The following is an 18,871-nucleotide window of genomic DNA, read 5'->3' as shown; positions in this document are numbered from 1 at the left end:
CCCCAGAAGCTCGCCTCATCATAGCCCGCCGCGACATAGGCCTGCAGCAGCGCAAGGTAATCTATCCTTGCGCTGCCGGAGGGTTTCCCGCAGATGCGCCCCCCGCCGGAACCTCTTCGGCCGGAGGGAATGCCGCCTGAATGGCCGCTGCGCAGCCTGCCATGACGCCTTGCGCATCCTCGCCACACAGATTGCCCACATCGCGCAGACGCAGCTTGGGCTGGCGCTCATGCAGCATGGCGAAAGCCATCGCGCGCAGATCCTTGGACAGGATGCGACCACTCTCGAAATCCGTCAGGACTTCCTCGAGCGTGCGGCCCGTTGTCTCTTCCATGTCGCACATGGCGTTGAAGTCCATCACCATGACCATCTGGAGACCATTGATTGTCGCCAGCGCTTCACCGCGGAATTTGTTGCCCATTACGCGCCCTCCGCCTCGACGAGGCCATTCACACGCAGATTCAGCGTGGCGGCGGCCTTGCCGTTGACCGGCAGGCTGCGTGGATAAGACTTGACCCACGCCGCATAAATCTCCTCGGTTCCACCCGGTGGCTTGATCCCGAGCTGAATAAGTTCGGAAGTGTTGTTCAGCTCGAGCAGCATCACGTCCTGATCGCTATCAGGGATATAATCCAGAGGCAGGGCCAGAGTGCCGTTATCTTGGAGGCCAGGAATGAATTCCTTGGTCCGGTTGGGGGAGCTATGGCTCGAGGCCTCGATTTCATCCGCCTCGCCATTCGGCATCTCTAAGTCACCGACCCCGACAAGGGTCGTCCAGGTCGGGGTCGCGCCACGCCCGATGCGCACCACCACCCCATAGCCGATTGCAACACCGGTCACGCTCATGGGATATCCTTTCAGGAAAGAGCCGGATCCGGCATCCAAGCCGTGATCCTGAAGGTTAAGGTCAGGGTGCCGACGCGCTGCTCGGCGCCGCCATCCGTTTTGATATCGATCACGGTCAGTTCGCAGTCGCGCTCCCGCGTCCGCAGCGCCCCGATGACAAGCCGCTCAATCACCACAGCATCCGCATCAAGCGCATCCTCGATCGCATCGCCGCCCAATCGCTTGAGCCCGACGATCAGGTCTGTGACACGTTGGGATTGCCCATGCGCAGAGCGCGAAGGCTGTTCGCGCGGCGTGGCCACAAACCACGCGGGCATAACCTCGGCATTGACTGCATTCGCCCATGCCGAAATCTGCGTGTAGCTGGAGAAGGTCGCATCCGCCCCCAGCACCGTTTTGATCGTCTCGCGGTATTCAGGCCGGTGGCTCATCAGAGATCCTCCAACTGGCAAAGGATCATCGCGTCCGCAGCGGGCGAGCCGGTGGACATATAATTGACGACCCTGTAGGTCTTGCCATTGCCCGGAGCGACAAGGTCGCCGGACGCAAGCTCCGGCACCAGATCGCGCCTCACACGCCAACTCGGCGCAAGAATTGCAACGTCCCGCCCATCATCGCCCGTGATCTCGACAGGCTGTTCACGGAAAACCGATTGAACGGATCGCGCGACGCCGCCCTTCGGGGTGTAGGTGACTTCGGCCCCGAGCGCATTGCTCAGAACCGAAGCCATCCCGTCAAATACGCCCATCAGCGGATGACACCGTCGAGGAGCACCTCGCCGGAGCTGGAGGGGTTGGCCGCCGCAGCCGTCGCCACCCCGATCAGAGTATTATCCGTGTCGACCACCGTCACACTCCCTGCCGTTTCATCGAGGAATACCTTGGCGCCGACAGTCCAGGCTTCTGCCGAGGTCTTGGTGACCTCGAACACACCGCGCCGCACCAGCGTCAGGCTGTCCCCGATGGCGGCATCATTCTGGGCAACGCCGACGATCGCGCCCACCTTCACGAGCTGTCCAGCCGTCGCAGCAGCGGTCGCGGTCAGGGTGAGATGCTCACCCGGTTGAACATAAGTCTTCATTGCGATCTCCTTGTCGCTGAGGTCAAAACGACGACGGGCGCCACAAAGGGCGCCCGTTCGTCAGATCAGTCTTGTTGCCTCACGCCCGATCAGGCGCCTGCATTCTTGTAGGCCCCGCGATACTCGACCGCCGCCGCCCCGAAGATGTGGCGCGCGTTCATCGTCACAACATCGGGGTTCATGCCGTCGAGCGTCTCCACGGTCGGGGCCTCGTAGCCTTCGAGATAGGCGTGCTGGATCGGCGGCAACTCGGAGGACACCAGATACCACGAGGTATCCGAACCGCCAGCTGCAGCACCCAGATTGCCAACCGTCGAAGGCGTCAGCGAGTTCGAGAACGGGTTGGCATCCGCATTCTTGGCCGGCGTGATCGCAGCCGCGAACTGCATCGCCGCCAGCTCGAGAGCCGGCGGGACGATCAGGCGGTCGGGCTCGATCGAGAGGAAGTCATCGCCATCCTTCGAGCCGAAGGCCCGCTGCTCCCACATTGCCTTGCGCGCCGCTGCGACCGAGGCGACCGAGATTGCCGCCGCCGTGCCCGCGAGATTGCCGTGATCGGCATGGAAAAGCGCCTTATTATCGGATTTGAGCTTGGCATTGGTGCGGAAGAGCGTCCAGACCATCGAGCTTTCCATCAGCCGCGCGGCGGTAGCGAACTCAGTCGGGATGCGCTGGAAGGCGCCCATATCGTCATTGATCACCGCCTCGAATGTGAGGTTGATGGTCCGGCCACGGCGTTCGACTTTCAGGCCTTCGGCCTCATCGACCAGACGGGCCTGTTTGTATTCGCCATTCTCGCCCACCGGCTTGAGCTGGAAGTCCCCGCCGAAGCGCACCGCATGCAGCTCGCGGAAATCGGCGGCCGAGATCGGCGCGCCGGTCACCAGCTGCCAGCTGGCCGCGCGGCGGTTATAGTTCTCAATCAGCGTGCGCTTCATCACCTCGGTGGTAATATAGGCAAAATCGCTGACGCCGAGTGCCCCACCCATCATGGTAGTGGCGGTCATGCCGCGCTTGACCTGGGCCGCTTCATCATAGCTGCGCGGGCCACCTGCGAGATCCATCGCCATGCGCTTGAGACGCAGACCGCGATAGTCCACTGCGGGACCATCGGTTTTCTTCATCAGCGCGCCGATCATCCCTTCCATGCGGGTGTCAGTTTCGTCGCGGGTAATACGCGCAGGCGAATGGCTGCAACCGGGCGCTTCGGCGGCCGCCATCTGCGCCATGAGTTTGACACCCGCATCGGCAAGGCTCGTGCCATCATCGATCAGAAGGTCCACATCCGCCTGCATGAGGCGACCGGAGGCCACATGAGGCGCGGCCATCTCGCGCAGGCCTTTCACGCGGGCGCGCTCGGCAACCACGGGATCGGGCTGTTGCGTGGTCATTTGCGGCGCGGGTTGCGGTGCAGGCTGCGGAGCCGGTTGCGGCGTGGTGGTCGTGGGAGTGGTCATCAAGGTCTCCTTGGGTTTGGGGGTGGAGCGGCGCGCCGCGTCCGGAACACGGGACAGGAGCTGCTCGTAGCCTGCTCCTGCGCTCATGAAGGCCGCTCGCGCGGCCTCCATCGTGGCAAATTTCATGAGGGGAGAAGCGGCAGCATCTTCACCTGCCACCCCATCGGCAAAGCCATGGGCCACAGCATCTTCGGGGCCATACCAGGTCTCGGCCTTCATGATCTCGCGGACCTCTTCGGGCGTCTTGCCCGAGGCGCTCGCGTAGACAGCCGCATAGGTATTGGCCGAGGCCCCGATCACATCCGCCTCGCGGCGCATCTCGGCCTCGGTCCCGAAGACAAAGCCCGAAGGGTCATGGATCATGATCTGCGATCCCGCCGACATCAGGCGCTTGGTCCCCGCCATGAACATCATCGAGGCGGCAGAGGCGGCAAGCCCCTCGACCACGATCGTGGTCCCGCCCGGATGGGCCGCGAGGATCGCGCGGATCTGCTCGCCCGCCCAGACATGGCCGCCGCCCGAATTGACCCGCACGGTCACCGGCCCTTCGCCCATGATCTGCAGAGCTTCACGGACCATGCGCGGCGCAAAGAAGATATCCTCTTCGTACATGTAGCCCACATAGTCATCGAGCAGCACTGTCCCGCTCAGGATCAGCTCACCGCCCACAATCAGGTCAGTCGCCTTCATCATCGTCATCCTTATTGCTATCGACGGCCAACCCGCCTTGAGAGGCCACCGGTTCGAGACCGGAAGCTTTATCCGCTTGCGCATCCTGCGCCCGCTCGGCGCGGATCGTGTCGGGGTCACGCCCCAACTCGCGTTGAGTGCGCTGGCGCGAGTTCAGCCCCGCCTCGACCTCTTTGACCATCGCGGGGATTTCCTTGGTCGGATCCACGAGGATCCGCCGTGGAGGCGTCCAGTCCATGGTGAAGGCGGGAAGCGCCTCGCCCGTCATTGCCAGCCCTTCACGGAACCAGCGCTCCATGCCGCGACAGAACTGCCCGATCATCAGGTTGCGCTGCCACATGCGGATGAGGCGATCCATCTCCATCCGCCCCATCCGGCCCGAGGAGAAGTTCACGCCCTTCAAATCGCCCGCGAGCGACTCGTAGCTGATGCCCAAGCCCATCGCGACCATGCCAAGGCCCCGACGCATGAACTCGTCATAACCATCGATCTTTGGCGGGTCCGTGAAGTTTGGTTTGGCCCCCGCAGGCAGGTTCACCACTGCCCCCGGTGCCAGTTCCTCGAGCCCCGCGCCGGCGTTTGCCGGACGTTTCGCGCCATCATCCCATTCAAGGATCACAGCCATCAGCGCCGCCATGCGCTGTTTGAGGATCTGCGCCTCCTGATAATCACCCAACTCGCCCAGTGTCATCATGACGGGCGCGAGCCACGGCACGCCGCGCAGCTGGCCCGCGCGGTCAAAACGGCGGATATGCAGGATATCGGACCAATGCACCCGCGTGGATGTGAGCGCCTTACGGTTCTGCACCGCACCCGGATGCTCGTTATAAAGGTGATAGGCCTCGATCGCACCGGTGGGCCCGTATTCGATCCCCTCGATCACAAGGTTCTCGCCATGCGACTGGACAGTCGGATCGAGGTAATCGGCTTCGATCAGCTCGACCTGATAGGGCAAGCGAAGGTGTGGATCGAGCCGAGGGTTGCGCATCCGCCGCCGAGCCAAAACCTCGCCATCGGCAAAGACCGTCGACATCACGATCCCCTGCATCTCGAAGAGATCATACTCGCCAAGTGCATCCGCATCCTGCGTCAGAAGATGCTGGAGGTAGTGCTGCAGCCGCGCCTTGTCCGGTTCGTCCGTGGCGGTCCCCTCCATCCGGATCGAGGGGGCGATCCCCTCTCCCACCACATTGGCCACCACCACATCGCGACCACGCGCCGCATAGGGGCGGTTGCGGATCATATCGCGCGAGAGGTTGCGCAACCGCCCACGATGGCCATAGGCCGCCGCATCCGCCGAGGAGCCCGGAGCTTTCCAGCCATAGGTACGCCGCCCGCGCGAGGCGGCGTCGAAGTTCATCAGCTGCGCCGCTCCCGCACGGGCGCGCAGCCGTTTATAGCCCGCTTCAGGACTGAAGAAGGACACCACTCGATCGATAGGGTTCATAGGTCAGAGGCCTCGCAGCGTCTTCGGGTAGGAAACCTGGAACGCGCCGGCCGCAGCCCCGCGCAATTCCTCCTTCATCATCACCAGAATGGAGCGCATCTCCTCAAGCGATCGGTATTCCACCCGCTCGCCATTGATCTGCACGACCCGCGCCCCTGTCGCGATGGCCCGCTCCATCTGGGTAATATCGGACTGTGTCCAAGCCATGTTCTAACGTCTCCGAAGATAACGAATGCCCGAGAACGGGCGAGAGGCCGATTGCGATGCAGCGGCGGTGAAGTCATCGACCCCGTCCTGCTCGGGCGTGGCCTCTTCGTCAGATGGATCATGCTGTGCCAAAGACACTGCAAAGGCATTGGCCATGCCCAGAACTGCCCAGTCGGGCGGTGCTTCCCAGTTCACACGGTTCACACCCATATGCTCGGCGAGCGCCAAGGCTTGCACCGAGAGATCGAGACCCTCGTTGCGCTTGATACCGGCCTTCAGCTCATAGCCTTTGAGCCCCTTACGCTCGGCCACCAGCTCATTGCGGTGATCCTCTTCCAGCCAGTCGGGCGTATGCTGGGCACCAGAGCCACGCTCGAACCGCCCCATCGCCGCCATAACCGAGTCCTTCAACCGGTCGGTGGCCATGTTCAGAAGCTTGATCGACCGGGCTTTCTTGCCTTTCGATCCCCGCTCGGGCGAGGCGTACCAGACCCGATCCGACTGGTGGAAGCCACCGCGCCCGACCGAAAGAAACCACAGATCCCCGTCATTGGCCGAACGGCGCTTGCGCCAGAACTTCTCGGCATTATCCGACCAGCCCGCAGGCCCGTTGAAGTCGATGGCAATGGCGCAGGATGTCAGCCCCCAAGGCTGACCTTCCACGGGATAGACGCGGCCCGCCAGAGCCATGAGCGCATCCGCATCCTCGGCATAACGACCGGGATCAACGGCGCGATACTGGCCGTCCTCGTTACGCGCCTTGGGTGCATGATCCGGCGGCTGCGAGATCGCGAAGCGGTCGATGATGATCCGCTCGCCCTGCGACCCCCATGCCATGACCAGCACCTCGAAGCGGTTGCCTTGCACATCGACCGAGGTGGTGATGAAGCGGGCCCAGCCCGGTGCAACGCGCTTATCGAGGCGCACGGCATTTTCCGAAAGCATCGTAGCCGTCAGCTCGCCCTCGATCTGGGTGCGCTTCGGCAGATAAGGCTCGCCCCGCTCGGTGAAGTAGACGCGGGAAAGCTCGGTATAATCGCCAAACTGTTCGACCTGCCGGAGTGCCAGCTCGTAAGAGGTCACCAGCCCTTCCCAGCTCGCGAACGCTGCAGCTGCCCCGTTGAGCGAATAGCTCGCCACATCGGTGGCGCGCAGATCCGGATCATCGATCGTCACCAGCGCCCGCCTGCCATCCTCTCCGACAGATGTCCCCTCATGCAGCCAACCGCCGCGGCCTTTGAGGATCTGGCGGTTCATTTCGTTCTTGTGGCGGTGGCTGTAGAGGCTACCGCAATGCGGACAGCACATCTCTGCCTTGGCACCAGCCACAGCCGGTTCGAGCGTCTCATCATATTTGAGAAGCTTGAAGTGCGGCTCAAACAGCTCCCCGCAGTCGCGGCACTGCCAATAGAACCGCCCCCGTGTTCCCTCGTTATAGATCCGCACAATGCCCCCAGACACAGGCGGCAGCTCATGCGGGTTTTGCGGCCCCGCCTTCCAGGTCTCGTCAGTGACCGGAAAGGCGGGTGTGCTCTCGAGAAGCACGCAACCGCGCGACATGAAGGTCCGGATCCGCTGGCGCGCCATCCCGTAGGGGCTGCCCTCGGGCGCGTCCTTCGGCCCCAGCACCTGCGGCATGTGATCGTAATCCGTCAGCAGCACCAGCCGCTGCGAGCGCGAAGACAGCTGGCGTGCCACCGGATAGCCGATGGAGAGCCGCATGCCCTTGAAGCGCTTGCGCGAGAAGGTGCTGTCATCACGCGCCCGTCCCAGCCGCTCGCGCACCCTGCGGCTATGCTCGATCATCGGATCGAGCTTCTCTTCCACCCAGGCATCGGCATCGGGCTTCGACATATGGATGATCTGCACCGGCGCCGGCGCGCACATTACCGAATGCACCGCCACCGTGATCAGCATCGTGGTCTTGGCCGATTGCGAAGGCCCCACGAAACAGACCGATTTGAACTTGCGCGACTGGGTGATATCGGCAGGCTCGACCATATAGGGCGCAACCGAGCGGTCAAAGCGCGACCAGTCGGTCCCGATCGGCACCTGCATGAACTTCTCGGCCGCATCGGTCACCGAGATCCGCGAGGGCGGATCCAGAAGCGGTAGCGCATCGGCCAAGAGCTCGCGCGGCTGGATCCATGCCGGAAGCGGCGGGATGCTCAGCACCGAGGCCCCGCGATCCATCATCTCGACCATGCTTAAAGCCCCATGTCCTGCTGTTCGCTGTAATCGGCAAAGCTTGTCACCTGCCCCGTGCCCATGATCGACAAATCAATCATGTTACGCATTTTCATCACTACCTGATCGCAGCGGACCTCGACCTTCGAGACCTCCTCGACCCCGAGGCCCAGATCACGCTCGAGATGGTCGGGCATCGTGCCCAGGGCCGTGGCCACCACGCCGATCAGATCTTCCAAGAGCTCGGAGACCTTGGCCGCCCGCACCAGCTCGCCGCGCTGTTCGGCCACGCGGTTGCGGTGATACTCGGCTTCCGACCATTCGCGCAGCTGCTTGGCGGTCAGGCCGCCCTCTTCCTCTTCCTGCTCGCTATCGAGGTTGCGGAAGGCCAGAGACGCCTGCATCGCATGCGCATCGCGCGTGGCCTTGGTCGCGCGGCTCTGTTCGTCCCGCGTCCTGCGCCAGGCATAGCAATGCGAGAGCTGGAACTCGTAAGACACCCCGTTCTGACCGGCGGTCAGCACCGGCATGCCTTGGCCGACCCATTTGGTGACCGAGTTCTCCGAGACATTGAAGGCGATGGCGAGTTGTGCACGGTTCATCACCCCATCCGACAGCCCGTCGGGCAGCGGATAGAGCGCAGTATCGAGCACGCCCCCATCCGTCAGCGTGACAAGCGTATCCATGGGATCAACCCCCTGTAAAGAATAACAACAACAACCCCAACCCCACCTCCCCGAAACCCAGAAACAGGTGGATGTAACGGGGCGCGAATTACCCGCATGCGTAAAAATCGCCGGAAGGACCCATGCCATGGGCCATTTTTGTCGGGACCGACTATGCTCAGCCAGCACTTTTGCTCGGCCCGACTTTTCCACCCGAGCCGATGGTCTGGCCGGAGTTTCACCGGCGCGTGGCCATCGCCTTCGCGAATGCCGCGCGGAAGTTCTCGGCAAAGCGGGCGTCGAACACTTCCTGCGCCCCGTCATAGAACCCGAGGCGCATGTCATAATGCGGCATCGCATCGACGAAGGTCAGGACCGGCGCGAGATCGCCCGAGCGATCTCGCCGCCAAACGCCAGGGCTGAGCGCGCCATTCTTCGGCACGAAATAGGTGGCCCGCTTGGAGCCTTTACGTTTGCGCGACCGATCCGTCTCGTTCGACCGGCTATCGCGCTGCGCCATCAGCTGCGAAAGAACTTGGTTCCGCTCGCCCCGTGACCAGTTGCCATAGCTATCGAGCTTGGCCCCCGAGGCTGGCAGTGCCGCCGCGATAACCCCGTCATAAGCCAGCCGCCCAGCGAGCAGCTTCTCGATGCCGGTCTGGCCACGCGCTCCGCCTGTCTCCTGCCGCTTCAGATAATGCCGGGAGCCGACCGAAGGCCGCTCCTGAACGGCGGCGCTCAGATTGCTCTTCGTCGCCCGCCAGACCTGAAACGCATTCTTCGTGAACTTGGTCGGGCGGTCGAAGACCACGTCCATCCGATCCTGCACATGCTTGAGCACGTCGCTCGCGGTCTCGTTAAGCGCCAGCATCGTGGCGTAGGGCACCTGTTCCTTCTCGACCGAGAGCAGACCCCGCTCAAGATCCTTCTGATCATAGGACATGTTGAACATGTGGCCTCATCAACAAAAGAGCGGCGAGATTACAGTATCTGACAGAGATTTCTCCGATAATATCCTTGAAAAACAAAGGACATGATGCGCGGATGGTTTCTGTCAGATTCGATTTCAAGGCATCGCAAATGAAACTTTCTCACTATCCACTGACTATCGCGCTTCTTGCTGCTCCGATTAGTGCGCTTGCCGACGTGGCAGACTGCGTCAAAATTACCGACCCCGACGAGCGACTGGCTTGCTTCGATACTGCCACCGCCGAACAGAAGTCGGAAGAAGAGACCAAACCGGATACCAATGCTATCGCGAATGAAGAGACAGGCGACACAGGACTTTGGACGGTCCAACAGGAGACTTCTGAATTTGACGACTCGTCAACCGTCTTCGTTTCAATCGCGAGTTCTGAAAACACCAATTGCCCTTACAAAGACGAGCCCCTTAGGGTCACTCTTGCTTGTCGCGAAAACTCCACGAATGCTTGGGTTACGTTTGGCGGATGCTTCATGTCATCGCTTCAGGGCAGAGGAAAGGTAACCTATCGCCTTGATAGCCTTCCCGCTGTAACCAAATCATTTAGAGAGAGCAATAATCATATGGCGTTAGGCCTTTGGAGCGGCGGAACCGCGATTCCCTTTATCAAAGAAATGCTTGGCAAAGAGAAACTTGCACTTCGCGCAACCCCATTCTCTGACAGTACGGTTTCAGGCACCTTTGATATTAAGGGGCTTGATGAAGCGATAAAACCATTGAGGGCCGCCTGTAACTGGTGATCTTTCGCAACAAACAACAAAGCGCCCGAGGTCTTTCAACCTTCGGGCGCTCGTGTGGTGACTGCAAAATGTCAAATCGCGTTTATGCAGTCAACATTTATTTTTCCACGGAGAGAGCAAAGGCAGCGACGAGGTAACACGGATCGTGTCCAAATAGCCCGGCACACGCAGTTGCATAGACACCTCCAGAAGTGCGCCATACCAATCGAGATATGCCCTTCGCCGCGCCCCAGTTTCGGCACCACCACCGACATAAGAAATGGGGCAAAACTTTGAGCGCAGCTCCAACCGGTTGCGACAGGTTGGATGGCGATAGGCCCAGACATCCCCTTTCTGTTCCAAAGCCGTTTGGTTGCCCTCTTTGTCAAAGTCCCAACCGACCGGCACCACATGCCGCCGCGCTGATCCGCGCCAGTCAGGCGCAGTCCCTGCCCTCGCATGCGTGGCCACCAGCACCGCCATCTCGCGCCCGAACATCGGGTTCAGCTCCAGCGCCTCGACTGCCGCCGCGATCATCGCCGCGTCGGGATGCACATGCGGCGCGGGGCCAGCTCCGCCGCCATCGATCCGGCACCCGAGCTTGGCCTGTTGCATCATCCGCCACTCGGGCGAGACGCCCACGCGATCGAACTCATGCGCCCCGCTATGGTCGAAATCCATCCGCGCATTCTCCGGACCGAAGGCCCATTCCAGTGCCGAGCGCACACTCATCACCCGAGGCCCCGCCGCTACGATCCGGTCCCGCCGCACATCCGTCATCATCATTGCTCTGCCCCTGCCAGCTTCGCGATCTTCTCGCATTGGTTCATCGCCACCTGCCGCCGGTGGCGGAAGGCCATGTCATCATCAGAGACCTGCCGGCCGGCGGCCATGTTCTCTTCGATCAGCCTCAGGCGGCGCAGGTTTTCCCGCGCCTTCTCGCGCAGCTGGCTGGCGGCGAACGCATTGGGCCAGCGGCGGCTATCCTTGACCGCACGGCGCAGCTCGGGGGCCCAACCATCGCGCAGCGCCTCGCGCCCCATCCCGCTGGCAAAGACTGCCCGCATCAAGGGGCTGCCGGTCTCCTCCGGCGGATCAATCTCGGCGGCCTTCTTCAGGATCTGCGGCCCCGCCCAGATCCGGTCCTCACGGCTGCCGCCCGGATGCGCGACAATCTCTTCCTTGAGCGCGTCGAGATTGATCTCGGACATATAGGCAAGCTTGCCGCTCACCTCCTCGATCATCTCCTCGAAGACCGCCTTGGTCACGGTCGAAGGCCGCCCGAGCCCCAACCGCATAAGCGGCTCGAAGAGCACCGTCCGCACACGCTTCTCACCGGCTGCCTGTTCTGCACTGTCCATGTCGCCTCTCCTTTCTCTCAGCATTCCCCGCTCGGGCACTCTCGACTGTCACGGGGGTAAGGGGGGTCTGATCTGATCTTCTCTATTCAGACCGGAAAAAAGCGTGACAGTTTTCGGGCAAAAAAAAGCGAACCAGAACAGGTCCAATCAATATCTTGTGGAATTTGCTGCATCGGACACAAACGGACTGTCCGAACTCTGTCCACGGACTGTCCCGTGACTGTCCCGTGACTGTCCGGAAAGTGTCACGCGTGACAGTTTGTGACTGTCCACGGACTGTCCGTTTGTGTCCGCGGACAGTTTCCGGACAGGCCCGATGATCCCCGCCCGCGAGGCAGCATCATGGACAAGCCGCAGCTCGAGGCGGCCCTCGCCAAGCTCGGCCAGAACCATGTCCTGTACATCGCGATTGGCGGCACCGTCCTGCGACAGGCCGCATTTGATAAGCTGCTCGCCAAGCCGCTGCCGCCGCTTGCGCAGGGCGTCTTTCGAGGTCTTCCCCTTGCGCCGTCCCCATGCCGCCTCGATCAGAGGAACGCAGCGCGCCCAGTAACGGCGGCCATCGCTATGCACCGGCCAGAGCGCCAGCGCCTCTGCGATATCATCTCCACGCTCAAGCCCCGCGACCAAGCGGCAGATCTGGTCGGGACAGCCGGGCAACGAGCCCGCAGGCGATTGCCGGATCGAGGCGCTGTAAAGCCGGAACATGATGCCGAGAGCGGCATGCGACAGCCCGAGCGCCCATTCTTCCGAGAGCCAGTCAATCGGCATCTCGATCTGCTCGAAAGTGTTCAGCGACACATGCGCCTCAATCGGCGGCTCGGGCAGATAGCCCTCTTCGTTCCAAAGGTCAGTCATCACATCACCCCTTTCGCTTCGACCATGACCGGCACGCCACGCGAGGCAGCCCATTGCACATCGGCCCAGATTTGCGGGCAGCGTGCCCAGCCACGGCAGGCAGGCACCCAGATCGTGCCAGCCGCATTACGGAGACCTGCGACCTGTTTGGCCCACCCGACCGGCTCATTGATTTTGAGATGCATATCGACCTCGAGCATCGCGGCCCCGAGGACCACAGGCGAAACCGCCCAGATGCCCATGCGTGACAGCTCAGCACAGGCCCGCGCCGCCGAGAGCGCGTCGGCTTCGGTGACCTGACAGAGATCGAGGCGGACAGTCGAGGTCACATAGACAGGCTTGCCTCCCGAGCGCCCGACAATATCCGAAGGCCCGACCCCGAAGACGATCGGGCTGGACCAATCCAGCGGTTTCGCCGAGCGAGAACAAGCCTCCCATAGGTCATAGGGCTCGCATCGGGCTGGCGAAGCGGGGTGTCCGCGCATCACCGATCTCCTTCGCGCGCCGAGCGCCCGAAGGCCATAGCAGCGGTAATCGCGGTCACCGCCTCAGGACCTTCCTTGTCGAGCTTGGTGAAATCGCCGGTGCGTACCGCATCAAGAAGAGCGGGGCCGATATCGCCCACCTCCTTCATCGTCCGCACCGCCAGCTCGTCAAACTGCGCCTTGACCGGATCGCCGGGCACCCGCGCCATCAGCATCGTGCGGATCGGGAACCGCCCCGCAATCTCTTCCAGCTGGAAAGCGAGGTTCCAGTCGAACCGCCCCTCCCCGCTGATGATCTTGCTCAGCGTTCCTTCCGACATCTGCCGCCCCGTAGTTTCACGGATCGCAGCGACAACGGCGGGACCTTTCCCCGCGTGCTGCACAAGGCTGGCAAACATTGCCCGAAGCGCCGCGCTTTCGTAGCTTTCAATCATTGGTTTACCTCGGAAAGCGGTTTTCCTTGCCCGCTCGGCGTCAGGAAGCCGATAAATATTTCATGACAGACCTGATCAAAGCAGCGCCCCAATCCCATTATTCCCACCGCTCCGCCTTTAAGAGCGACGAAGGAAAGAAGTGTTCCGGCTTCAGTGGGATACCGCGAGCAACCGCCTCACGAAGAAGCTGCTGTTGTAGTTCTGCCGGAATAAGCCCGCCGCTACCGCCGCGAGCCTTCGGATATCCCCACCGGCGAACACGCACCTCACTACGAGACACCATCTCGGCCACAGCGGAGATCCCCCCGCAAATTCTAATCACTGTTTGAGCAGGTTCCATCATGACGAGAAACTTGCGAATATCGCATAATGAAGTCAATACAAAAGTTGCGAATTCGCCGATATTCATTATTTCGCAGATTTGCGACAATCGCAGTATGGAAGTGATCGATGCAGAATGGATTAGACGTCATCTGACGGGCGAGCGCGGGGAACAAACCCGGCTGGCGGATGCTATAGGGCTTTCACCTGACGTTATCTCCAAGATCATATCAGGAAAAAGGCGCGTTAAGTCGGAAGAAATCCCGAAGATCGTTTCCTTTTTTGGCGTCGATCTCAGCTCTACTGACCGGAACCATCACTTACTTGAGCTTTATGATTCTCTTTCTGAAGAGAAAAAGCGGCAGGCGGAAGAGTTTCTTCGTTTTCTAGCAGAGAAATAAGGTAGGAATACAGCTCTTCTCGCTGTGCATATGTCAATCTTTCTACCCGATCCTGAACTTCATCACGCGTCATAGGGCCTCCACAAGGTAGAGCCTAGCAAGAAACGCCCGCGCAATGAAGACGTAAAATCCTCAAGTCTTCTATTTTACGTCCAGTTTCATTTTTCGCAAATCCAAACTCCACCATCTTGCTGAGAATTCTTCTCTGAAATCAGAGCCCATCCTCAAGCGATACTAAAAATTGCGTTTTTCGCATTTTTTATGTTGACCAAATAGTTGCCAATATCGCAAGTTGCGTATATCGCTACATTTGGAGCCGCGCAATGCAGACGTTTTACCAGACCACCAACTCGCGGAAGCCCTTTAGGGCCATCGTCTGCGCCTGCGCGGCTCTCCTGCTTTTGCTGATCTACCTCGACCCCATCGCGCAGATGACCTGCGCCCGATGGCAGGCTGAGAACTCCGCCTTTTGAAATCGGTTGCCTGTGAACTGCTCGCAACCCAACTGCCGGGCGGCGCACTGCTCGCCGCCGCCCGGCCTTTTCTCGAGAAGCCCATCGTGAACGCCATGACGCCCATTCCCCAGGACACAGAGACGCCCGAGCTCCTCGCCCGCTCGGCCCATAACATCAGCCGCGCCAATGCAGGCAAGCCACCCATGAAAGCAGATGCCGATTTCCAAGCCGCCGCAGAGAAAGCCTATCAGGTGACCGGAGACGAGCTGCGCCAATTCATCGAGCAGTTCGAGAGCCTCGCCGCCGAGAAGGCCGATATCGCCGAGCAGCAGAAGGACGTGATGGCCGAGGCCAAAGCCCGCGGCTACGACACCAAGGTCATCAAGAAGATCATCGCGCTGCGCAAGCGCGACAAGAACGACATCGCCGAGGAAGAGGCGATCATGGACATCTACAAGCAGGCGCTCGGGATGGACTGACAGCATCCGGCCCCACCCCCTTTCCTCCCGGGGCCAGATACGGGGCGGCGCCCAATACCCACCAGCGCCGCCCCAAGATCCCGAGCTTCGGCTAGCGCCCTCGAGGCCCTGCCCCAAACTCAGGAATTCGGCGTGTCCCACGCGCGCCGGACAGGCGGACACGGCAACCAGTTCGGAGGCCCGCCGTGTCCGCCGACCATCATGAAAGGAAACGCGATGACCGCATCCACCAGACGCAAGCTCGCGGCGGCAGTAGACGACTATCACGAGCAGATCAGCAAGAACCGGCCTTTCTTCATCATGGGCTACCCGAGCGAGGCCGATCGCATCGGAGCGCTCCGCGCAGCAGCCCGCGCCCATGGTCTGACGATGGAGGCGCTCTGCCCGCAGGTCGGGCTCTGTGGTGGCCCCTGCAAAGGCCACACCGCCGCCGGTCGCGCGGCCTTCAGCCAGAAAGGAGCCGCATGATGCGCAGTACCGAGAAGCGGACCGTCACTATCCCCGACGGGCTTGGCAAACTCGATTTCAGCCGCCGCGATGTCAGCCTTCCCCGTGCCCCTTGGGACACCAGCCGCAGCACTCTGGCCGCTCGCCCCGAAACTGCCCCGCGCCAACCCATCATCATCACCGCAACGCCCCGCAGGCAGACAAAGGGCGCGGCCCTCGGCGCGGTCATGGTCAGCCTGATCGCCGAAGAACTCCGCCGCCCGCGCGACGACCACGGACCCACCGAAGTTTTCATCTGAAAGTAATTCGCGCGATGGTCGCGCGGATGATCTGCGGGGGACCACGCTGTCCGACGCGCCCTCGCAGATCCGGCAACTCAGGAGGCCGTCATGACACCTACACAAAAGAAGCTGGCGCGCCATGCACTTGGCCTCCCCAATCGAAACCATACCAGCTACCGGAATTGCTTCGTTACGCCCTATGGGCCGCATAGTGATTTCACCGCATGGGAAGAAATGAAGGATCTCGGTTTTGCCGAGAGAACGGAGCTGCAAAGCAGGATCAACACGGTGCGCTTCTGGCTGACGAGGAAAGGTGCAATGGCCGCCATTGATCCCAATGAGAAGCTAGACAGCGAAGACTTCCCCCACCCCCATTAACAAGAGAGGTTTCAACATGGGAAAGCAGGATCAAAGCATATTCCGGCCCTCGGATTTACGGCGGGCGGTCTCCGAATGGGTCACCAAAGGGTTTTCGGTCCGCATCGGCCCGGACGGCATGATAGAAGTGAAGCCCGCCGAGCAGCCTATCAACAGCGACCCCTTCGACATGGTGAACCTTAAGCGATGAAACGCGATCTACCGGCCTATATCTATAACAAGAAGGGCGTCCTGTATTTCCAGCGCCGCGGCTTGCCGACCGTCAGAGTGGAGCATGCCCCGGGAACGAAGGAATTTGCGCTTGAGTATGCTCAGCTCCTGAATGGCCCCGAGGCCCCCGTGATCCGTGGGCGGACATTCGATGATCTTTGCCGGTCCTATGAGCGAAGCCCGCGCTACCGGAAGCTGGCCGAGCGAACCCGTCGTGATTACGACAAGGTCATAGCGTGGGTCCGCGACAAGCTCGGCGCCCTGCCCGTGGAGGGCTATCGCCGGAAAGATGCGATCAGGGCGCGCGATGCCAACGCCGATACCGTGCGCTTTGCCAACTACACGGTGCAGGTGACCCGAATCCTTTTCGAGCATGCGATCGATCTTGGCTGGCGCGACGACAATCCGGTCAAAGGGGTCTCGCTCCTCAAATCGGAGACCAAACCCCGCGAAGCGTGGCCCACACCAATGGTCGAGAAATTCAGGGAATCCGCACCACCAAGAGCGCGCCTGATCTTCGAGCTGTGCCTGCAGACCGGCCAGCGGATCGGCGACGTACTCAAGATGCGCTGGGATGACATTGAGGATGGAGGGATCAAGGTCAGCCAGGGAAAGACCGGCGTCAGGCTCTGGATCCCCATGACGCAGAACCTGCGCAGCGTTCTGGATAAGACGCCGAGAATCGGCCTGACGATCTGCGCATGGGGTGATCATGGGAGGCCGCTCAAATACCGGACGGCGCATGAGGCCGTGATCGCCGTGCGTCGGGAAATCGGGGCCGAGGATTACGACCTTCACGGTCTGCGCTATACGGCTTGCGCCGAACTCGGGGCGCTCGGCCTTGACGACGATATGATCATGGCCGTGTCGGGCCATACGACCAAAGCAATGGTCGCAAAATATGCAGGCCCCGCTCGGCAGAAAGCGCGCGCAAAAATCGCGCAATCCATGCGCGACAAGAGCGATATTTGAGGCTGGAACAGAACAGGCCCGAAACAGGAATGTTGAGAGATTTGTTGAGAGCAATAAAACAAAGAGCCTAAAAGCCCTGCCGCGCTCTCGAAAACATCAATGTTTTGAAGTTGGTACGGGCGGCCGGACTTGAACCGGCACTCCTCTCGGAAGCGGATTTTGAATCCGCCGCGTCTACCATTCCACCACGCCCGCAATGCAATGTGCCAAGCCCTCTTACTGGGCTTCACAACCTTAGTCAACGCGGAGATCTTCAAAACGGCTATGGAAATGATTTTTCTGTCGAATACCGGCCAGATACTGCCCTATCACGAAGGTTTCCCCCGCAAGCGCTTGACCACCTGCAGCGGACGGGGCATCCCTTAGCGAGGCTGTATCAGGGGGCATTATGATCCGTCGTCTCTATGACTGGATGATCGCGATAGCGGGGCATCGCCATGCGCTTTGGGCGCTGGCCGCGGTGGCATTCCTCGAAAGCTCGATCTTCCCGATTCCGCCTGACGTGCTGATGATCCCGATGATCATCGCCGCCCCTACCAAAGCCTTCCGGATCGCGCTGGTGGCCACGATCGCCTCGGTGACGGGCGGGCTGGCGGGCTACGGCATCGGTTACGGGCTGATGGACAGTATCGGACAGCCCGTGCTCGAATTCTATGGCAAAGCCGATAAGTTCGACGAGCTGGCCGCGGGTTTCAATGAATACGGTGTCTGGGCGGTGATCATCGCGGGCGTGACCCCTTTCCCGTTCAAGGTGATCACGATCTTCTCGGGTGTCACCCATCTGTCGCTGCCGCTCTTCGTCGCCTCGTCGATCTTCGCCCGCGCGCTGCGCTTCTTCATCGTGGCGGGGCTGTTGTGGAAATTCGGTGAGCCGGTGCGCACCTTCATCGAAAAGCGCCTCGGCCTTGTCTTTACTGTCTTCGTCGTCCTGCTGATTGGCGGGCTCTATCTGGTGAAATATCTATGACCCATTCCCGCCTCTCCATCCTCTTCGCTTCGCTTGGCTCGGCCGCCCTTCTCGCCGGAGCGTTCCTCTTTCAGGCTTCTGGCTTTGCGCCCTGCCATCTGTGCCTGCTGCAGCGCTGGCCCCATGCCGCGGCCATCGTCATAGGGATCGCCATCCTCGCGCTGCGCCTGCCGCGCCAGTTCGCGTGGCTGGGCGCAGTTGCCGCGCTGGCGACCGCAGGCATCGGCGCCTATCACTCACTGGTCGAGCGGCACATTATCCAAGGCCCTACCAGCTGCACCTCGAGCGGCGTCTCGGGTTCGGTCGATGATCTCATGGCGCAGATCAACTCCGCCCCGCTGATCCAGTGCGACCAGATCTCCTGGGAGATGTTCGGCGTGACCATGGCCAATCTGAACGTGATCCTCTCGCTCGTTCTGTGCCTCTTCTGGATTCGCGGTGCACTGGGCGCGAAACGCTGAACCCCACACCGCTTTACCTGACCCGACGGCCCGGACAGGCCGTCGGGTTTTTCTTTGCCCACTCATCGGGGTTTGGAAGTT

At 61.2% G+C, this 18,871-nt stretch carries 28 protein-coding genes and 1 tRNA gene; 11 read left to right on the top strand and 18 right to left on the bottom strand.

Annotated elements, in window-relative coordinates:
* Positions 1–61: 61 nt before the first annotated feature.
* The 11 genes from VSX56_RS12870 to VSX56_RS12820 form a co-directional block, all read right to left on the bottom strand.
* Positions 62–421: a hypothetical protein gene (locus tag VSX56_RS12870; protein ID WP_350937629.1), complete on the bottom strand. Its 360-nt coding sequence runs from the start codon at positions 419–421 to the stop codon at positions 62–64.
* Positions 421–846 (bottom strand): phage tail tube protein, encoded by a 426-nt coding sequence (locus VSX56_RS12865; RefSeq protein ID WP_350937626.1) that lies wholly within the window; start codon positions 844–846, stop codon positions 421–423. Before VSX56_RS12865 ends, VSX56_RS12870 begins: the two co-directional genes overlap by 1 nt.
* An 11-nt stretch (positions 847–857) precedes the next feature.
* A complete protein-coding gene (locus VSX56_RS12860; RefSeq protein WP_350937624.1) occupies positions 858–1,277 on the bottom strand; it encodes a hypothetical protein in 420 nt (139 codons plus the stop codon).
* Positions 1,277–1,594 carry a head-tail joining protein gene (locus tag VSX56_RS12855; RefSeq protein WP_350937622.1) on the bottom strand — a complete coding sequence of 106 codons (318 nt, stop codon included), beginning with the start codon at positions 1,592–1,594 and terminating at the stop codon, positions 1,277–1,279. The genes VSX56_RS12860 and VSX56_RS12855 overlap by 1 nt, the downstream gene beginning before the upstream one ends.
* Positions 1,594–1,926, bottom strand: a complete 333-nt coding sequence (locus VSX56_RS12850) for a DUF2190 family protein (RefSeq protein WP_350937620.1) — start codon at positions 1,924–1,926, stop codon at positions 1,594–1,596. The genes VSX56_RS12855 and VSX56_RS12850 overlap by 1 nt, the downstream gene beginning before the upstream one ends.
* Positions 1,927–2,015: 89 nt before the next feature.
* Positions 2,016–4,076 (bottom strand): head maturation protease, ClpP-related, encoded by a 2,061-nt coding sequence (locus VSX56_RS12845; RefSeq protein ID WP_350937618.1) that lies wholly within the window; start codon positions 4,074–4,076, stop codon positions 2,016–2,018.
* Complete coding sequence (locus tag VSX56_RS12840; protein WP_350937616.1) at positions 4,060–5,520, bottom strand: phage portal protein; 1,461 nt, start codon at positions 5,518–5,520, stop codon at positions 4,060–4,062. Before VSX56_RS12840 ends, VSX56_RS12845 begins: the two co-directional genes overlap by 17 nt.
* 3 nt (positions 5,521–5,523) lie before the next feature.
* On the bottom strand, positions 5,524–5,727 hold the full coding sequence (locus VSX56_RS12835; RefSeq protein ID WP_350937614.1) for a phage head-tail joining protein: 204 nt from the start codon (positions 5,725–5,727) through the stop codon (positions 5,524–5,526).
* Between the two features lie 3 nt (positions 5,728–5,730).
* Positions 5,731–7,932 carry a terminase gpA endonuclease subunit gene (locus VSX56_RS12830; RefSeq protein ID WP_350937612.1) on the bottom strand — a complete coding sequence of 734 codons (2,202 nt, stop codon included), beginning with the start codon at positions 7,930–7,932 and terminating at the stop codon, positions 5,731–5,733.
* Positions 7,933–7,934: 2 nt separating this feature from the next.
* Positions 7,935–8,600, bottom strand: a complete 666-nt coding sequence (locus VSX56_RS12825; protein WP_350937610.1) for a DUF1441 family protein — start codon at positions 8,598–8,600, stop codon at positions 7,935–7,937.
* Between the two features lie 217 nt (positions 8,601–8,817).
* Positions 8,818–9,531: a hypothetical protein gene (locus VSX56_RS12820; RefSeq protein WP_350937608.1), complete on the bottom strand. Its 714-nt coding sequence runs from the start codon at positions 9,529–9,531 to the stop codon at positions 8,818–8,820.
* 128 nt (positions 9,532–9,659) lie between these two features.
* Between VSX56_RS12820 and VSX56_RS12815 the strand changes: the two genes are divergently transcribed.
* Positions 9,660–10,301, top strand: a complete 642-nt coding sequence (locus VSX56_RS12815) for a type VI secretion system-associated protein TagO (RefSeq protein WP_350937606.1) — start codon at positions 9,660–9,662, stop codon at positions 10,299–10,301.
* 90 nt (positions 10,302–10,391) lie between these two features.
* Here the strand turns inward: VSX56_RS12815 and VSX56_RS12810 are convergent, their stop codons facing one another.
* The 6 genes from VSX56_RS12810 to VSX56_RS12785 all read right to left on the bottom strand — a co-directional run bounded on the left by VSX56_RS12810 (position 10,392) and on the right by VSX56_RS12785 (position 13,827).
* The gene (locus VSX56_RS12810) at positions 10,392–11,066 is read right to left on the bottom strand and encodes a hypothetical protein (protein WP_350937604.1); all 675 of its coding nucleotides are present in this window, start codon (positions 11,064–11,066) and stop codon (positions 10,392–10,394) included.
* A complete protein-coding gene (locus VSX56_RS12805; protein ID WP_350937601.1) occupies positions 11,063–11,641 on the bottom strand; it encodes a hypothetical protein in 579 nt (192 codons plus the stop codon). Before VSX56_RS12805 ends, VSX56_RS12810 begins: the two co-directional genes overlap by 4 nt.
* A gap of 147 nt (positions 11,642–11,788) precedes the next feature.
* Positions 11,789–12,499 carry a hypothetical protein gene (locus VSX56_RS12800; protein ID WP_350937599.1) on the bottom strand — a complete coding sequence of 237 codons (711 nt, stop codon included), beginning with the start codon at positions 12,497–12,499 and terminating at the stop codon, positions 11,789–11,791.
* Positions 12,499–12,984, bottom strand: a complete 486-nt coding sequence (locus VSX56_RS12795) for a DUF1937 family protein (RefSeq protein WP_350937597.1) — start codon at positions 12,982–12,984, stop codon at positions 12,499–12,501. The genes VSX56_RS12800 and VSX56_RS12795 overlap by 1 nt, the downstream gene beginning before the upstream one ends.
* On the bottom strand, positions 12,984–13,418 hold the full coding sequence (locus tag VSX56_RS12790; protein ID WP_350937594.1) for a hypothetical protein: 435 nt from the start codon (positions 13,416–13,418) through the stop codon (positions 12,984–12,986). The genes VSX56_RS12795 and VSX56_RS12790 overlap by 1 nt, the downstream gene beginning before the upstream one ends.
* 97 nt (positions 13,419–13,515) lie before the next feature.
* Positions 13,516–13,827, bottom strand: coding sequence for a hypothetical protein (locus VSX56_RS12785; RefSeq protein ID WP_350937592.1), 312 nt, complete (start codon positions 13,825–13,827; stop codon positions 13,516–13,518).
* A gap of 28 nt (positions 13,828–13,855) precedes the next feature.
* On the opposite strand from VSX56_RS12785, the gene VSX56_RS12780 reads away from it, so the two are divergent.
* The 8 genes from VSX56_RS12780 to VSX56_RS12745 all read left to right on the top strand — a co-directional run bounded on the left by VSX56_RS12780 (position 13,856) and on the right by VSX56_RS12745 (position 17,362).
* Entirely contained in the window at positions 13,856–14,140 is a 285-nt protein-coding gene (locus VSX56_RS12780; protein ID WP_350937590.1) for a helix-turn-helix domain-containing protein, read from the top strand.
* Positions 14,141–14,463: 323 nt separating this feature from the next.
* Positions 14,464–14,613: a hypothetical protein gene (locus VSX56_RS12775; protein WP_350937588.1), complete on the top strand. Its 150-nt coding sequence runs from the start codon at positions 14,464–14,466 to the stop codon at positions 14,611–14,613.
* Positions 14,614–14,798: 185 nt separating this feature from the next.
* On the top strand, positions 14,799–15,074 hold the full coding sequence (locus VSX56_RS12770; RefSeq protein WP_350937661.1) for a DUF2312 domain-containing protein: 276 nt from the start codon (positions 14,799–14,801) through the stop codon (positions 15,072–15,074).
* Between the two features lie 216 nt (positions 15,075–15,290).
* Entirely contained in the window at positions 15,291–15,542 is a 252-nt protein-coding gene (locus tag VSX56_RS12765; protein ID WP_350937585.1) for a hypothetical protein, read from the top strand.
* Positions 15,539–15,820, top strand: coding sequence for a hypothetical protein (locus tag VSX56_RS12760; RefSeq protein WP_350937583.1), 282 nt, complete (start codon positions 15,539–15,541; stop codon positions 15,818–15,820). Before VSX56_RS12765 ends, VSX56_RS12760 begins: the two co-directional genes overlap by 4 nt.
* Before the next feature lie 90 nt (positions 15,821–15,910).
* Positions 15,911–16,180 (top strand): hypothetical protein, encoded by a 270-nt coding sequence (locus tag VSX56_RS12755; protein WP_350937580.1) that lies wholly within the window; start codon positions 15,911–15,913, stop codon positions 16,178–16,180.
* A gap of 16 nt (positions 16,181–16,196) precedes the next feature.
* A complete protein-coding gene (locus VSX56_RS12750) occupies positions 16,197–16,370 on the top strand; it encodes a hypothetical protein (protein ID WP_339107146.1) in 174 nt (57 codons plus the stop codon).
* Positions 16,367–17,362 (top strand): tyrosine-type recombinase/integrase, encoded by a 996-nt coding sequence (locus VSX56_RS12745; protein ID WP_350937577.1) that lies wholly within the window; start codon positions 16,367–16,369, stop codon positions 17,360–17,362. Before VSX56_RS12750 ends, VSX56_RS12745 begins: the two co-directional genes overlap by 4 nt.
* Before the next feature lie 111 nt (positions 17,363–17,473).
* On the opposite strand, the gene VSX56_RS12740 is transcribed toward VSX56_RS12745, so the two are convergent.
* Positions 17,474–17,557, bottom strand: a tRNA-Leu gene (locus tag VSX56_RS12740).
* A 193-nt stretch (positions 17,558–17,750) separates the two neighbouring features.
* On the opposite strand from VSX56_RS12740, the gene VSX56_RS12735 reads away from it, so the two are divergent.
* Together VSX56_RS12735 and VSX56_RS12730 are read left to right on the top strand one after the other, a co-directional pair.
* Positions 17,751–18,329, top strand: coding sequence for a YqaA family protein (locus VSX56_RS12735; RefSeq protein ID WP_339112926.1), 579 nt, complete (start codon positions 17,751–17,753; stop codon positions 18,327–18,329).
* Positions 18,326–18,790: a disulfide bond formation protein B gene (locus VSX56_RS12730; RefSeq protein WP_339112927.1), complete on the top strand. Its 465-nt coding sequence runs from the start codon at positions 18,326–18,328 to the stop codon at positions 18,788–18,790. The genes VSX56_RS12735 and VSX56_RS12730 overlap by 4 nt, the downstream gene beginning before the upstream one ends.
* Positions 18,791–18,871 lie beyond the last annotated feature (81 nt).

This window comes from Thioclava kandeliae (assembly GCF_040297545.1).
Classification (GTDB): domain Bacteria; phylum Pseudomonadota; class Alphaproteobacteria; order Rhodobacterales; family Rhodobacteraceae; genus Thioclava; species Thioclava kandeliae.
Note: the sequence above shows the minus strand (reverse complement) of the source record. Positions and strands in the feature narration are given on the sequence as shown.

Coding starts and splice junctions, on each gene's coding strand:
- VSX56_RS12795 (WP_350937597.1), bottom strand. CDS start 12,984: ATGCGCGGACACCCCGCTTCGCCAGCCCGATGCGAGCCCTATGACCTA.
- VSX56_RS12760 (WP_350937583.1), top strand. CDS start 15,539: ATGATGCGCAGTACCGAGAAGCGGACCGTCACTATCCCCGACGGGCTT.
- VSX56_RS12775 (WP_350937588.1), top strand. CDS start 14,464: ATGCAGACGTTTTACCAGACCACCAACTCGCGGAAGCCCTTTAGGGCC.
- VSX56_RS12780 (WP_350937590.1), top strand. CDS start 13,856: ATGGAAGTGATCGATGCAGAATGGATTAGACGTCATCTGACGGGCGAG.
- VSX56_RS12750 (WP_339107146.1), top strand. CDS start 16,197: ATGGGAAAGCAGGATCAAAGCATATTCCGGCCCTCGGATTTACGGCGG.
- VSX56_RS12730 (WP_339112927.1), top strand. CDS start 18,326: ATGACCCATTCCCGCCTCTCCATCCTCTTCGCTTCGCTTGGCTCGGCC.
- VSX56_RS12785 (WP_350937592.1), bottom strand. CDS start 13,827: ATGAATATCGGCGAATTCGCAACTTTTGTATTGACTTCATTATGCGAT.
- VSX56_RS12835 (WP_350937614.1), bottom strand. CDS start 5,727: ATGGCTTGGACACAGTCCGATATTACCCAGATGGAGCGGGCCATCGCG.
- VSX56_RS12735 (WP_339112926.1), top strand. CDS start 17,751: ATGATCCGTCGTCTCTATGACTGGATGATCGCGATAGCGGGGCATCGC.
- VSX56_RS12800 (WP_350937599.1), bottom strand. CDS start 12,499: ATGACTGACCTTTGGAACGAAGAGGGCTATCTGCCCGAGCCGCCGATT.
- VSX56_RS12825 (WP_350937610.1), bottom strand. CDS start 8,600: ATGGATACGCTTGTCACGCTGACGGATGGGGGCGTGCTCGATACTGCG.
- VSX56_RS12765 (WP_350937585.1), top strand. CDS start 15,291: ATGACCGCATCCACCAGACGCAAGCTCGCGGCGGCAGTAGACGACTAT.
- VSX56_RS12865 (WP_350937626.1), bottom strand. CDS start 846: ATGAGCGTGACCGGTGTTGCAATCGGCTATGGGGTGGTGGTGCGCATC.
- VSX56_RS12850 (WP_350937620.1), bottom strand. CDS start 1,926: ATGAAGACTTATGTTCAACCGGGTGAGCATCTCACCCTGACCGCGACC.
- VSX56_RS12745 (WP_350937577.1), top strand. CDS start 16,367: ATGAAACGCGATCTACCGGCCTATATCTATAACAAGAAGGGCGTCCTG.
- VSX56_RS12860 (WP_350937624.1), bottom strand. CDS start 1,277: ATGAGCCACCGGCCTGAATACCGCGAGACGATCAAAACGGTGCTGGGG.
- VSX56_RS12840 (WP_350937616.1), bottom strand. CDS start 5,520: ATGAACCCTATCGATCGAGTGGTGTCCTTCTTCAGTCCTGAAGCGGGC.
- VSX56_RS12770 (WP_350937661.1), top strand. CDS start 14,799: ATGAAAGCAGATGCCGATTTCCAAGCCGCCGCAGAGAAAGCCTATCAG.
- VSX56_RS12870 (WP_350937629.1), bottom strand. CDS start 421: ATGGGCAACAAATTCCGCGGTGAAGCGCTGGCGACAATCAATGGTCTC.
- VSX56_RS12820 (WP_350937608.1), bottom strand. CDS start 9,531: ATGTTCAACATGTCCTATGATCAGAAGGATCTTGAGCGGGGTCTGCTC.
- VSX56_RS12830 (WP_350937612.1), bottom strand. CDS start 7,932: ATGGTCGAGATGATGGATCGCGGGGCCTCGGTGCTGAGCATCCCGCCG.
- VSX56_RS12855 (WP_350937622.1), bottom strand. CDS start 1,594: ATGGGCGTATTTGACGGGATGGCTTCGGTTCTGAGCAATGCGCTCGGG.
- VSX56_RS12805 (WP_350937601.1), bottom strand. CDS start 11,641: ATGGACAGTGCAGAACAGGCAGCCGGTGAGAAGCGTGTGCGGACGGTG.
- VSX56_RS12815 (WP_350937606.1), top strand. CDS start 9,660: ATGAAACTTTCTCACTATCCACTGACTATCGCGCTTCTTGCTGCTCCG.
- VSX56_RS12845 (WP_350937618.1), bottom strand. CDS start 4,076: ATGATGAAGGCGACTGACCTGATTGTGGGCGGTGAGCTGATCCTGAGC.
- VSX56_RS12810 (WP_350937604.1), bottom strand. CDS start 11,066: ATGATGATGACGGATGTGCGGCGGGACCGGATCGTAGCGGCGGGGCCT.
- VSX56_RS12755 (WP_350937580.1), top strand. CDS start 15,911: ATGACACCTACACAAAAGAAGCTGGCGCGCCATGCACTTGGCCTCCCC.
- VSX56_RS12790 (WP_350937594.1), bottom strand. CDS start 13,418: ATGATTGAAAGCTACGAAAGCGCGGCGCTTCGGGCAATGTTTGCCAGC.